Here is a 12,586-nt window from a genome sequence, read left to right as displayed (position 1 = left end):
CCCCAGGAGGGAAGCTGTGCTCAGCCCCAGTGTTCCCGAGCTTTCCGCCCTCGAAATGCTCGCCACAGTGCACGAGTTGGGGAGCCTCTCGGCAGCCGGCAAGCACCTGGGGCTTTCCCAACAGGCTGTCTCGTCCCGGATGCGAGCCCTTGAGGCCCGGATTGGCGCGCCGCTCCTGAACCGCACGCCCCGCGGCTCCACGCTCACGGAATCCGGCGTTTTGGTGGCCGGATGGGCGGCCGAGGTCCTCGCCGCCGCGGAACGGCTCGACGCCGGAATCGCATCGATCCGTTCGGACAGTCTCCGCCAGTTGCACGTCGCAGCCAGCCAGACCATCGCCGAGCACCTCCTGCCCCATTGGCTGGTTGCTTTGCGGCGGCAACAGGAGGCTGCCGGTACCACGCCCACCGTCGTGGAACTGACGGTGTCCAACAGCGAGACCGCCGCGGCCCACGTCCGTTCCGGAGACGCCGATATCGCGTTCATAGAGAGTCCGCATCTCCCGCCAGGCCTGAGCACCGCCAGCGTCCAGGAGGACGATTTGGTTTTGGTAGTTTCGCCGCACCATCCGTGGGCCCGGCGAAAGTCAGCTGTCACCGCCGCCGAACTGGCCCGTACCGCACTGGTCACCAGGGAACACGGCAGCGGGACGAGGGACGCTTTGGAACATGTGCTGACTGCGGCCGGTGCACCGCCGTCGGTCCCACCCCTAGTGGAGCTGCCGACGACGGCGGCCGTGCGTTCCGCGGTAGCTGCCGGAACGGCGCCTGCCGTACTCAGTGCGCTGGCGGTACGGGACGACGTTACGCTTCAGCGCTTGGTCGTTGTGCCGGTACGCGGCGTGCTGCTCCGCCGCACACTGAACGCCGTCTGGCTGAGCGGAAGGATCCCGCCCCCCGGCCCCGCACGGGACCTCGCGGCAATCGCCGCCCGGCCGCTTCCCGGCGCAACCCCGGTGAAACCGCGCACCTAGCCGGGACTCTTGAAATTGTGGGGTGTTGGACGTCAGATGGTTTCAGACAGCACGCCTGGGGAGGACCTCATGACCGTCTCTTTCAACCACACCATCGTCTACGCAACGGACAAACGCCGTTCCGCGGAGTTCCTCGCCAACATGTTTGGATTGCCGAAGCCGCAACCCATGTGGTCCTTCATGACCGTGTCCTTTGACCATGGAGTAGCCATCGATTTCGCCACTGCGGACCGGCCCATCTCGCCCCAGCACTATGCCTTCCTGGTCAGTGAGGACGACTTCGACGGGATCTTCGCCCGGATCCAGGCCGAGGGCATCCCCTACTGGGCGGACCCTGCGCGTTCCCGCCCCCAGCAGATCAACCACAACGACGGCGGACGCGGCGTCTACTTCGCGGATCCGGACGGACATTTCCTGGAGGCGATCACGCGGCCGTACGGATCGGGCGCCGCATGAGCCACGTACGCGTCATTGCCATGGTGACCGGCCGCGTCCAGGGCGTCGGCTTCCGCTATTCCACAATGCATCAAGCCCGTTTGTTGGGACTAACCGGAGAGGCGGCGAACCAGTTGGACGGCTCGGTGCAGGTGATCGCTGAAGGTGATCGCGAAGCCGTCGACTCCCTGCTGGAATGGCTGCAATCCCGGGATGCCCCGGGCCGGGTGAAACACGTGGATGCCACGTTCACGCAAGCAACTGGAGAGTTCTCCGGATTCTGGGTGGACTGAACCAGCCTCGCACTGAGCCCGCCCAAGACTGGGCCCAGACTTAGGCGTTCGCGGCGTTCGCCTTGTCGAGGGCGTCGATGCGTTTCCGCCGCGAAGCCGGCGAGTCCAGGCTGAACGAGCGGAAATCCCCGAGGTCCTCGCGGATCCAAACCTCCACCTCGCTGATCCGCTGGGTGACTGCCGCGCTGGGCTTGTCGAACGTCCAGGACGCGATCCGTTCCTTGCCCGGATCGTATTGCCACAGTCCGATGATTCTTCCCCGGTCCAGGATCGGGTGGTCGGACAGGTCGGCCTGCAGCGCCAGCGTGGCGTCCATCACTTTCCGCCCCCGATCCCCTTCAGCAAGCATGTCCGCCGAATTCCTGCGCAACAGCACCAAAGAGTCCGTCCCGGCCAGAAGCTGGATCTGTTCCTCCTGCGGTGCCTTGAACGCGGAAAGGTGCTCGACGTCGTCGGGCAGCATCCAGAGCGGCTCGCCTGCCGGCGTGGCCACTTCGACGGCGCCGACGGCGGCCAACGCCGCCTTGCTCTGCGCGACGGTGAAGCCCGTAAGCCATTGACTCTGCTTGAACGTCGCTCCGCCGGTCCAGCCCAGGTACCGTTCGACCAAACGCGCGCGGGCGGCGTCGTCGTCGATGGGGCTGGGCGGCAGCATCCACGAGGTGTAGGCGTAGCGCTGCTGGTCGAGACGGCCATTGACGGGGACGCGGCGGATGCGACCGTCGGCTTGCAGGAGGCCCAAGGCCGTGGGGAGGGTGGTGGACGCCCCCTTCTTCTTGCCTTCTTCGCCGAGGCTGCGGACGGATTCGCCGAGCTCGTCCCGGAGCTGCTTGGGGTCCATGGGATCGCTGGATTCCATGAGGGTGTGCAGCACCTGTTCTTCGAGCAGCGTGATCTCACCGCGTTCGACGCCGAGCCGGGCCAGGACCTTGAATGGCGCCGCGGCGGCATCCCGGCCAACTTGGAGCCCCCAGGCGAAGTCCTTGCGGCCGAGGACGTAGGTGCAACCGCGGGCCGTGGGAAGCTCGTGGATTCTCAGCTCCGCGACGTCCCGGTCCACCTGTTCGCGCCTGATCCCGGCCCGCGCGAACAGTGTCAGGTAGGGGTTGGCGCCGCCCACGGAACGGGCCCAGCCGGCGCGGCCCAGGACTTCCTCGGACGTCTTGCCGGAGAGAGAACCGTCCAGGCCCTGCCTATGCCACGCCCAGGCGCGCAGGAGTTCCGGGGTGAGCGTTTGGGTGGAAAGCACGGCGGACGTCATGGCCCCATTCTGCACCGTTTGCCCGCCATCCGGGGCAGTCCCGCACGAGCTACCGCTCGAAATCCAAGGAGAAGCCCGCCCAGGCGTCGGGATGTTCCCGGAGGAGGACGTCGACGCCGGCGAGCGCACTGCCGTCATCGCTCTCGCGGACTTTCGCCGCGACCGCCTCAGCGATGAAGCGGGCCAGCACCTCCGTCGTCGTGAGCTGTCCGGCGAAGTCCGGGTGCTCGTCGAGGTTCTTGTAGTTGAGGCTGGCCAGCACCTCGTCCAGGATGGTTCCGGCGGCGCCGATGTCCAGCACGATCGCGTCGTCGTTCAGTTCCGCCCGGCGGAACGTCATCTCTGCCACGAACGTTGCTCCGTGGAGTCCCTGGGCCGGACCGAACGACTGCCGCGGAAGGCTGTGGGCGATCATGAAGTGCCGGCGGACGGTAAGGCTGAACATCGTTAGGCCTTCCTCGTTTTGGCGTAGGCAATGACGTGGCAGAGATCGTCCAGTTCGCCGTTTTCCAAACCTTGGAAGACCTCCGGCAGCTCCTCGAACTGCGACTCTCCCGTGAGGAACGCGTCGAACACAGGGTCCCGCAAAAGGGACACTGCCAGCTCCAGCCGCTCGCTGGACGTCCTCCGGTGCCGGCGCGAACGTGCAACCACTCCGACCTGGCTCGCTCGGATGGAGAGGCGTCGGGCATGGAAGTCCTCCCCCAGTGGCAGGGAGACCTTCCGGTCCCCGAACCAGGACATCTCAATAATCTCGCCCTCGTCCCCGGCGAGCTCGAGGCTACGGACCAGTCCTTCATCGGTGGCCGAGCAATGGAACACGATGTCACAGTCCTGCTTTGCATCGTCCGGAAGCACGAACTCCATACCCAGGGATTCCACGAACCCGCGCTTCCCGGGATCCGTCTCCACCAGTTGCAAACGTTCCAGCGGGAAGTCACGCAGCAGTGCTGCGGTCATGCCGCCCACCAGTCCGGCACCGACGACGGCGATCCTGTCACCGAGGCGGGGGCCGGCCTCCCACAGGGCGTTCAGGGCGATCTCCGCGATCCCTGTCAGCACAGCCCGGCGGGCCGGCACGCCGTCGGGTATCCGCGTGAGTGAGGTGAGGGGCACGACGTAGCGGTCCTGATGCGGGTGCAGGCAGAAGACGTTCTGGCCGATCCAGCCCTCGGGGCCTTCTTCAACGACGCCAACCGATAGATAGCCGAACTTGACCGGCGCGGGAAAATCCCCGGTTTGATGGGGTGCCCGCATCTTCTTCGCAATCCGTGGAGGGACGTGCGCTTCATGGACCACGAGCTCGGTTCCCCTGCTGATTCCCGAGTACAGGGCTCGGACCAGAGCGTCGGCCTGGGTCGGAGCCGGGAGTTCCTCGCTCCGGAGCTCACCCTGGCAGGGGCCGACGGTCCAATAGGCCAAGGCCGTTTGGGGGTGGGTGTCCTGGGCCGGGTTCTGTGGTGCGTTTCGTGGAAGAGTCATCGTTCTTGCGAATCTAGTCCTGCGGCTGCGATTGCGGAAGGGAAGCCTGCTTACTAAGTGGATGCGCCCGGCCGTTTTGGGGAACAGGCCTCCACTCCGGTACCCTATTTCAGTTGGTGACGTGTCCGAGCGGCCGAAGGTGCAACACTCGAAATGTTGTTTGGTGTAAAAGCCAACGTGGGTTCAAATCCCACCGTCACCGCCACTTGAAAGGTCGAGACATCCTTCACGGATGAGTCGGTCATCGGTTACACCCCGGTCTTCGGACCGGGGTGTTTTTCTTTGTATGAGTTGGTAGTTCCACTCAAATTCGGGGCACCCAAGATGACCTGTCCAAGAAACTTCTTGTCGTGTTCCTGTCCTTCGATTTCTCCCAGCGAGTCGAAAAGACCCGTGATTGCGCTGATACGTTTGGTCCCGGGTCTTCCCCGGTCCGCAAGCACTCCGTTCGCCAGCAGACTCATGAGGCTCATCGCCGAGGCATAACTGTCAAAGGCACCCTCTGTCGCGACCGGACATTCGATCCACACGCGGGCGTCTGCCGCGAAGCGCCTTGAAGTGGGGTCGCCGATCAAGACGATGGCGGCCCCCGTTCCGGCGATGGCTCTCAGTACACGGGAAAAACTTTCGGGGCGCCGGCGGAAGCCGAGCAGGACCACGGCGTCACGGGGGCTTAGGCCTGCGATTTCCTCTCCCAGGCTTTGTCCCGGCTGCGGAGCCACACCAACGGCCTCCCTGCATTGCACGAGCTGTTGCCTTAGATGGATCGCAAGGGGATAACTGTTGCGGAAGCCGACAATCAGTACCCTTCCTGCTCTGGAAAGCAATTCCGCAGCATTGCCAAGCCGAGCCTCGTCGCTGGATTCGAACAACCGTTGCAGGTTCTGCTGTTCGCAGGCCGCGTGCATGACTATCCGCCCGCGGAGCTCCGCATCGCTAACGGCACACCGGCAGCGCGCAGCCCCCGCGTGTGTTCTTTGACCTCGGAAAAGTCGGTGAACCCGAGCCGGCGGAACAACCGGCTGACCGTTGCCTTGGAGGCCCCGCTCAGGCGAGAGAGCTCGGCCGAGTTATACACAGCGAGGTCTCCAAGATGGTCGAGGATGGTGTCCGCGGCCTTCCGTTCCTGCGGGCCGAGATTCGGATAGTGCTGTTCTATTCGCTCATCGATCCGCACTAAACAACCGCCTCATGAAATTCGGTTTTGAATCCCGCAGGACACTGGCGGCCGGTTGCCGGCCCGGTCTGCAGCTCGCGACGGCAACCGTGATGGCATGGCGGAACGTGGCGGTCATCTTATGTCAGACGGATCTGGCGGTTCGCGTAGGCGTAGAGCAGGTAACGGAACGTGCCGGACCACCGGCGTAACAGACCTGGGGGCAGAAGGCGCGCAGCCACATGAAGTCGCCGGCCTCAACCCTCACCCAGTCGTCGTTGAGCAGATAGACGCCACTGCCTTCGAGGACGAACAAGCCGTGTTCCATGGCGTGTGTTCCTGCAAACGGGGTAGAGGCACCGGGCTCGAAGGTCACGATGTTCACGTGCATGTCGTGCGCAAGGTCGCCCGGATCAACGAACCGCGTGGTGGCCCAGGCACCGTTGGTACCTTGCATCTGACTGGGCTCCACATCCTGGTCGCGGGTCACGAACGACCTGGCTGCGTACCCATCGACAGGTTCGTAGGCCTTGCGGATCCAATGGAAACTTGCGACGGCGTCCGAATCGTTCTTTACGGACCAGCTGGTCCCGGCTGCGATGTACACGTAGCTGCATTCCTCCAGGATATGCAGTTCGCCGTCGAGCGTCAGCGTGAGCCATCCCCTCGTCACGAAGAGGACCCCTTCAACGGCCGCTTCCGGCTCGGGCTTGCGGGAACCACCGCCAGGTCCCACCTCCACGATCAGTTGGGAAAACCTCGTCGCGAAACCCTCCATGGGACGTGCGATGATCCAGGACCTTGTGTTCTCCCAGCCCGGGAGGTTGCTGGTGGCAGTGTCTCGAAGAACTCCCTTGGGTATGACGGTATATGCGTCCTTGACCATGGCCCGGTCCATGGGAACCTGGGCTTGTGGAATTGCACCTTCGGGACGGAAAGAGCCGGTCATATCGGGGTTGTGCCCCTCGGGCTTGGATTCGGCAGCCAGCCGAAAGGATTGAACTGTGGTTGGCGGTCAATGCTGTGGGAGGTTTCGATGCCGGCCCGGTTAAGGTACTTTCAGCCTGGAGGCTGCCTACCCGGGCCCATTCGAGGCCGGGGTCACGCTGACACGGCCCTAACTGCGGGTCCCTGCGGTCAGCACGGCGACATTCCCGGCAGGGGCCGGGCCGGCCTCGGTTGCGGGCTTCTCTCCGCTGAAAGCGCGGAGCATGGCTTCGCGGTCGAACTGCCCCTCCCATTTGGCGACGACGAAGGTCGCCACACAGTTGCCAAGGAGGTTCACGACGACGCGCATGGAGTCCATGAGGCGGTCAGCTCCGAGCAGGAGCGCGACACCGGCCACGGGGAAGATCCCCAGGGCGCCCGCCGTCGCGGAGAGCGCCAGGAACGCCGAACCTGGGACGCCCGCCATGCCCTTTGAAGTGAGCATCAAGATACCGAGGGCCGCCAGTTGCTGCCCGACGTCAAGGTGGTGGCCGAATGCCTGCGCGAGGAACAGCAGCGAGATCGACAAGTAGATAGCCGCACCATCCAGATTAAAGGAGTATCCGGTCGGAACGACCAGGCCGGCGGTGGAACGGGAGCAGCCAGCGTCGGTCAGCTTGGTCATGATCCGCGGCAGGACCGATTCCGTGGAGGCTGTACCCAAGGCGAGGAGGAACTCCTCGCGGGTGTACTTGATGAACTGCCACAGCGGCACCCGCACCAGGCCCCAGGCGATCAGGAACAGCAGGGCAATGAACACGATCGCCGCACCGTAGCAGGCCGCAATGAGGAGGGCATAGGTGCCAAGGGTACTCAGTCCGTATTGGCCAATGATGAACGCCATGGCACCGAAGGCGCCGATGGGGGCCAAGCGCATGACCCAGCCCATGATCTTGAAGAAGACGTCCAGGATGGTTTCCAGGAGGTTCATGACAGGAGCGCAGCGATCCTTGCCGATCACCACAATTGCGGCGCCGAAGAAGACCGAGAAACACAGGACCTGGAGGAGGTTGTTGCTGGCGAATGCGCCGATCACGCTTGTCGGGATGATGCCCAGGATGAATTGTCCGGCGTCAGCGGGCGGAGCGGTGCCGGTCTTCGCCTTGAGGGCATCCTGGCTCAGTGTGCTCGGGTCAATGTTCAGCCCGGCACCGGGCTGGACGATGTTGGCGACCACGAGACCGAAGGCAAGGGCAAACAACGTGGCCCCGGTGAAGTACAAGAGCGCCTTGACGCCCACGCGGCCTACGGCCTTGACGTCGCCAACGGCCGCGATGCCGGTGACAATCACCAGGAAGATCAGCGGCGCGATGATCATCTTGATGAGCTGGATGAACCCGTCACCGAGCGGGCGCAGCCCCGCCCCGATCGTCGGCCAGAGATACCCGATCAGGATGCCGGCGACGACGGCGATGAAGATCTGAAAGAACAGGGACTTGTAAAGCGGTTTCTTGATGGCGGCTGCCTGTGCAGCGTTGATGTCGAGTTTCATGGCGAAGCCAATCCTCATGCGGAACCGGAAGTCCGCGGCCGAAGTTCAAGGGACCCCTCCAACCTAGGGGAGCAGTGTTTCCGAACTGAAACGAATGTATTAAACTGTCGAGTCCCTGAAACACTTGTTTCAATAGTTTGCGGCGAAAGAAACGGTCGCTTGACCCTTTCAGATCTACTCGTGTAGATTCAGAATGAATGTTGCCCGCGTCACACTCAAGAAGGTCACCCGGACAGTCCCTGGGCATGAAAACGAGATGACAAGCCCATGAAAGCCCCAACGACAGCCGAGGACCGTCCGAGTCTGGCCATACTTGGTGCCCGCACCCTGGGTAACGCACTGGGCTCCGGGCGAAACTCGCTAAACGCCCTCCGCTTGGTCTTCGCCGCAGCCGTCATCGTCTCCCACTCCTGGTGGCTGGGCGGCTACGGCCCGGAACCCTCCCTTTACGGGATCAAGCTCGGCACCGCAGGCGTCATGGGCTTCTTCGCCATCTCCGGCTATCTCATCACCGTCAGTGCCGAACGTTCGAACACGTTGCTCGAGTACGCCGCAGCCCGCCTCACCCGCATCTACCCGGCTCTCGCGGTCGCTGCGCTTACTGTCGCCTTCGTGGCGGCGCCGATTGGCGCTCTCCTGACACACGGGACCTACGACCTGCGCGGAGCCCTGGCGTTCCTCGGCGCGGCCCTGGCGCTCAGCATCGGCGTGATGGACACACCCGCCATCGGGACGTCCCTCTGGGGCAACAATGACCGCTTTGACTGGAACGGCCCCCTATGGACTCTCACGTGGGAAGGGCTGTGCTACGTCATCGTCGCCGCGATCGTGTTCCTGCTTCGCAGGATTCCGGAGAGCAGGCGAGGCGCGGCCACGGCAATATTCCTGCTCTTTGCTGCGTCGACAGGCGCAGTCTTCGGAAAGCTCCTCGCAGGCGGCTTCGGACCAAACCGCACCGAATTCGTCCTCCCGCTGCTCGCGATCTTCATGGCAGGATCCCTCCTTGCCACCCAGAGGCACAGGGTCCGCGTCGGTGCGGGGCCAAGCCTTCTCGCCGCATTGGCCGTCTGGGGCGCCCTCGCCACCGGGTACGTTACAGCCCTCGCCCCATTGCCGTTTGCCTACCTCGTCTTGTCGATCGGTTCAATCGGCCGCGCGTCCGCCATCGGGTCCCGATACGACATCTCCTACGGGATCTACATCTACGGGTGGCCAATCCAGCAGCTCCTCGCCGCCGCCCACACGGCAACACATGTTCCCGTGCTCGGGTTTGCCGCACTCGCCCTCATGGCGGCCTGGCCCCTTGGTTTCCTGAGCTGCGTGGCGGTCGAACAGCCAAGCCAGCGGATCCGGCGCGCCCTCATGGCCCGCCTCGCCATACGCGTGGCCACCAGCAGCCCGTCACAGGCTGCCTCGGGAACAGGCTCGTCAACAGTTTCAACGGCGGCGACGCGTCGACCGGAACGCTGACCTCGCCGTCGTTCACCATCGGTCACTTGTACCTCAACTTCCTCATCACCTCGCGTGGACGTCGTGGAATGTCTCCGACCTCATCGGCCAAAGCGCCCAGCTCCAGGTCGTCGATAACGGCAGGGGAGGCTGGGGCCATGTCCTGCTGGACCAGTTCGAAGAGATCCCGGCCGCCTAAGTCGAAAACCCCTTGAGCATGTCCGTCCCGACCTTCTTTGCCGCGCGAAAGCCATGGAATGACGCGACCCGCCGTGTCGCAAGCGCTTTCCGAAACCAAAGAAGGTCACGACGGCACGCCGGCCGCCTCGCCGTCCGCGCTGCCAATTAAAGCAATCCGCTTAAACGCTTGATCAAAGATTCATCACCAGTTATCCTTGCCGTGATTAAGCGTTTAATCACAAGTCCTTGACTCCATCACGAACTCCCCCGCCTGCTCAACAACGCCGTGTGCAGAGGCTCGACGCAGAGCTATCGGCGGTCGAGTAGTCCTCACCGAGACCCGGAGATTTTATGGCCCACGCAGCAAGGAGGCTGTCGAAGAGGGCGAGCATGCTCGCCCTCTTCGCCGCGCTCACGATGTTTTTCACGACCACCATAGTTACCGGGGACATCCCGGGCGCGGGAGCCGTCGGCGGCGCGACCGCACCGCCCATGCGCGCCACGTACCACATGACTCCCCCGTCGGGATGGCTGAGCGACCCCCAGCGGCCCATCTATCTCAACGGCGAATACAACCTGTATTACCTTCACAGCAACCAGGACAACGGCCCCGGCGGGTGGCGACATGCGACGTCGTCGGACACTGTGGTGTTCAACGACGAAGGCGACGCCCTTCCGCTCCAGAGCAATTTCCCCGCATGGACCGGCTCCTCGGTGATCGATACGAACAACACCGCGGGCTTCGGAGCTGGCGCCGTCGTCGCGCTCGCCACGCAGCCCACCGACGGCGACGCGTTCCAGCAATCGCAATACCTGTGGTATTCGACCGACGGCGGGACAACTTTCACGCAGTACGGCGCACCGGTCATCGCCAACCCGGACGCTTCGGATTGGTTCCGCGACCCCAAGATCGTCTGGGACGCGGCGCACTCGACGTGGGTGGCAGCGATCGGCCGTCAGCAGAAGATCACGTTCTACACCTCACCGGACCTCAAGACCTGGACCCACCAGACAGACTTCAGCTACACCACCCCGAACATCGGCGGCGTTGAATGCCCGGACATCTTCCAGATGAAGGCCAACGACGGTTCGTGGCATTGGATCATGGCCGGAAGCATGCAGGGCGACTACAGCGGCAAGCCGGACACGTACGCATACTGGACCGGCACCTGGAACGGCAGCGCCTTCGTCCCCGACCAGACTGACCCGCAGTGGCTCGACTGGGGCAATGACTGGTACGCCTCCGTGACGTGGCCGGACGCCGCGAATCCCGACACCTCCCGATACGCGATCGGCTGGATGAACAACTGGCACTACGCGCCGCACACCGTGCCCACTGACTCCACCGACAACTACAACGGCCAGATGTCCGTGGTGCGCCAGCTCAGCCTCAAGTCCGAGGGCAGCGGTGTCTACAGCCTTCTATCCCAGCCGACGCCGAACCTGGCCAACTACGCCACCAAGACCGTGAAGCCCGCCAACACGACCGTGAATGGGCGGACGGCCCTCGACTACCACGGCTCGTCCTATGAGCTCGACGCGGACGTCAGCTGGACCACCCTCAATAACGTCGGCATCTCGATCGGAGAGAACAAGGACGGCAGCCGCCACACGAACATCGGCGTCTACGGGGGCAACCTCTACGTCGACCGCTCCGCGCAAGACCAAGTGCCGTACTCCTTCGGTACCTACCAGCAGTCCCAGGCGCCGCTCGCCTCCGGTGCGACGTCCGTACACCTCCGGATCCTCGTGGACCACGGCAGCGTGGAGGTCTTTGCCGACGACGGCCGGATCGCGCTCTCGAACCAGGACTTCTTCACGTCATCGGACACGGGGATTTCGCTTTTCACGATCGGGGGCAGCGCCAACTTCGCCAACCTCTCGATCACGGAATTCGCGAACATCACCGAGCAGGCGAATCCCGCGGCGCCCTACGCGGACTTCGAAGGCAACACCTATGGTTCATGGACGACGGCGGGAGCGGCCTTCGGTTCCGGGCCCGCCACCGGGGCGCTCCCTAACCAGCAGCCCGTCACGGGCTACCTCGGGAACAGGCTCGTCAACAGTTTCAACGGCGGCGACTCGTCGACCGGAACGCTGACCTCGCCGTCGTTCACCATCGGCCACTCTTACGTCAACTTCCTCGCAGGAGGCGGGAACAACCCGAGGCCCTCGGACGTCTTCGCCGACTTCGAGGGCGCGACGTGGGGTGCGGGATGGACGGCGTCGGGCAGCTACAGTGGCCAAGGCCCGACGGCGGAATCCCTCCCCAACCAGCTCGGCTCCAAGGTCCTCGATACGTACGTCGGAGGAGGCGATGCGGCCACGGGCGCGATCACGTCGCCGACATTCACGATCACGCGGGACTATATCGACTTCCTCATCGCGGGAGGAAACCACCCCTGGGGCCAGTCAGGTGCCGCTGCGGTGAACCTCCTCGTCAACGGGCAGGTCGTCCGCACGGCAACGGGCCAGAACTCATCGACGATGTCGAACGTGAACTGGGACGTCCACACGCTCGTGGGGCAGAAGGCCCACATCCAGGTCATCGACCACGCAACCGGATCCTGGGGCCACATCATGGTGGACCAGATCGTATTCAGCAGCGTGCCGAACGCGATTGGCGGTGAGCCGGACAATCAGACCACGGTGAATCTCGTTGTCAACGGGCAGGTGGTTCGCACCGCGACGGGCCAGAACAGCGAGCGCCTCGCTTGGACGTCCTGGAACGTCTCCGACCTCATTGGCCAGAGCGCCCAGATCCAGGTCGTCGATAACGGCACGGGAAGCTGGGGCCATGTCCTGTTGGACCAGGTCACCTTCGAAGACATCCCAGCCGCCTGAGTCGAACACTCCTTCGGCATGTCCGTCCTGACCT

Annotated in this window: 11 protein-coding genes, 1 tRNA gene and 1 pseudogene; 6 read left to right on the top strand and 7 right to left on the bottom strand. The window is 63.9% G+C overall.

Annotated features, from left to right (window positions below; genetic code table 11):
* Positions 1 to 16 precede the first annotated feature (16 nt).
* The 3 genes from QRN59_RS02485 to QRN59_RS02475 all read left to right on the top strand — a co-directional run bounded on the left by QRN59_RS02485 (position 17) and on the right by QRN59_RS02475 (position 1,701).
* The gene (locus QRN59_RS02485) at positions 17 to 973 is read left to right on the top strand and encodes a LysR family transcriptional regulator (RefSeq protein ID WP_284980930.1); all 957 of its coding nucleotides are present in this window, start codon (positions 17 to 19) and stop codon (positions 971 to 973) included.
* 69 nt (positions 974 to 1,042) lie between these two features.
* Positions 1,043 to 1,429 (top strand): VOC family protein, encoded by a 387-nt coding sequence (locus tag QRN59_RS02480; protein WP_284980929.1) that lies wholly within the window; start codon positions 1,043 to 1,045, stop codon positions 1,427 to 1,429.
* Positions 1,426 to 1,701, top strand: coding sequence for an acylphosphatase (locus tag QRN59_RS02475; RefSeq protein WP_284980928.1), 276 nt, complete (start codon positions 1,426 to 1,428; stop codon positions 1,699 to 1,701). Before QRN59_RS02480 ends, QRN59_RS02475 begins: the two co-directional genes overlap by 4 nt.
* A 40-nt stretch (positions 1,702 to 1,741) precedes the next feature.
* On the opposite strand, the gene QRN59_RS02470 is transcribed toward QRN59_RS02475, so the two are convergent.
* From QRN59_RS02470 to QRN59_RS02460, 3 genes are read right to left on the bottom strand one after another with little or no spacing between them, the layout of a single operon-like run.
* Complete coding sequence (locus QRN59_RS02470) at positions 1,742 to 2,962, bottom strand: DNA glycosylase AlkZ-like family protein (protein WP_284980927.1); 1,221 nt, start codon at positions 2,960 to 2,962, stop codon at positions 1,742 to 1,744.
* Positions 2,963 to 3,011: 49 nt separating this feature from the next.
* Entirely contained in the window at positions 3,012 to 3,407 is a 396-nt protein-coding gene (locus QRN59_RS02465; RefSeq protein WP_284980926.1) for a 6-pyruvoyl trahydropterin synthase family protein, read from the bottom strand.
* A gap of 2 nt (positions 3,408 to 3,409) precedes the next feature.
* Positions 3,410 to 4,444, bottom strand: coding sequence for a zinc-dependent alcohol dehydrogenase (locus QRN59_RS02460; protein WP_284980925.1), 1,035 nt, complete (start codon positions 4,442 to 4,444; stop codon positions 3,410 to 3,412).
* A gap of 115 nt (positions 4,445 to 4,559) precedes the next feature.
* On the opposite strand from QRN59_RS02460, the gene QRN59_RS02455 reads away from it, so the two are divergent.
* Positions 4,560 to 4,649 (top strand) — tRNA-Ser (locus QRN59_RS02455).
* A 43-nt stretch (positions 4,650 to 4,692) separates the two neighbouring features.
* Here QRN59_RS02455 and QRN59_RS02450 read toward each other — a convergent pair.
* The 4 genes and pseudogenes from QRN59_RS02450 to QRN59_RS02435 all read right to left on the bottom strand — a co-directional run bounded on the left by QRN59_RS02450 (position 4,693) and on the right by QRN59_RS02435 (position 8,079).
* On the bottom strand, positions 4,693 to 5,352 hold the full coding sequence (locus QRN59_RS02450) for a MurR/RpiR family transcriptional regulator (protein WP_284980924.1): 660 nt from the start codon (positions 5,350 to 5,352) through the stop codon (positions 4,693 to 4,695).
* Between the two features lie 2 nt (positions 5,353 to 5,354).
* A complete protein-coding gene (locus QRN59_RS02445) occupies positions 5,355 to 5,621 on the bottom strand; it encodes a MurR/RpiR family transcriptional regulator (RefSeq protein WP_284980923.1) in 267 nt (88 codons plus the stop codon).
* Positions 5,622 to 5,740: 119 nt separating this feature from the next.
* Positions 5,741 to 6,549 (bottom strand): annotated as a pseudogene (locus QRN59_RS02440) (bifunctional allantoicase/(S)-ureidoglycine aminohydrolase).
* A 168-nt stretch (positions 6,550 to 6,717) separates the two neighbouring features.
* Positions 6,718 to 8,079 carry a cation:dicarboxylate symporter family transporter gene (locus tag QRN59_RS02435; protein ID WP_284980922.1) on the bottom strand — a complete coding sequence of 454 codons (1,362 nt, stop codon included), beginning with the start codon at positions 8,077 to 8,079 and terminating at the stop codon, positions 6,718 to 6,720.
* 267 nt (positions 8,080 to 8,346) lie between these two features.
* Between QRN59_RS02435 and QRN59_RS02430 the strand changes: the two genes are divergently transcribed.
* Both QRN59_RS02430 and QRN59_RS02425 read left to right on the top strand, forming a co-directional pair.
* Positions 8,347 to 9,549 carry an acyltransferase family protein gene (locus QRN59_RS02430; protein ID WP_284980921.1) on the top strand — a complete coding sequence of 401 codons (1,203 nt, stop codon included), beginning with the start codon at positions 8,347 to 8,349 and terminating at the stop codon, positions 9,547 to 9,549.
* A 549-nt stretch (positions 9,550 to 10,098) separates the two neighbouring features.
* Entirely contained in the window at positions 10,099 to 12,552 is a 2,454-nt protein-coding gene (locus tag QRN59_RS02425; protein ID WP_284980920.1) for a glycoside hydrolase family 32 protein, read from the top strand.
* Positions 12,553 to 12,586 lie beyond the last annotated feature (34 nt).

This window comes from Arthrobacter sp. efr-133-TYG-118, from assembly GCF_030209755.1.
GTDB lineage: Bacteria > Actinomycetota > Actinomycetes > Actinomycetales > Micrococcaceae > Arthrobacter.
This window is presented reverse-complemented; position numbering and strand designations above follow the sequence as displayed.

Coding starts and splice junctions, on each gene's coding strand:
- QRN59_RS02425 (WP_284980920.1), top strand. CDS start 10,099: ATGCTCGCCCTCTTCGCCGCGCTCACGATGTTTTTCACGACCACCATA.
- QRN59_RS02480 (WP_284980929.1), top strand. CDS start 1,043: ATGACCGTCTCTTTCAACCACACCATCGTCTACGCAACGGACAAACGC.
- QRN59_RS02435 (WP_284980922.1), bottom strand. CDS start 8,079: ATGAAACTCGACATCAACGCTGCACAGGCAGCCGCCATCAAGAAACCG.
- QRN59_RS02470 (WP_284980927.1), bottom strand. CDS start 2,962: ATGACGTCCGCCGTGCTTTCCACCCAAACGCTCACCCCGGAACTCCTG.
- QRN59_RS02475 (WP_284980928.1), top strand. CDS start 1,426: ATGAGCCACGTACGCGTCATTGCCATGGTGACCGGCCGCGTCCAGGGC.
- QRN59_RS02460 (WP_284980925.1), bottom strand. CDS start 4,444: ATGACTCTTCCACGAAACGCACCACAGAACCCGGCCCAGGACACCCAC.
- QRN59_RS02465 (WP_284980926.1), bottom strand. CDS start 3,407: ATGTTCAGCCTTACCGTCCGCCGGCACTTCATGATCGCCCACAGCCTT.
- QRN59_RS02450 (WP_284980924.1), bottom strand. CDS start 5,352: ATGCACGCGGCCTGCGAACAGCAGAACCTGCAACGGTTGTTCGAATCC.
- QRN59_RS02430 (WP_284980921.1), top strand. CDS start 8,347: ATGAAAGCCCCAACGACAGCCGAGGACCGTCCGAGTCTGGCCATACTT.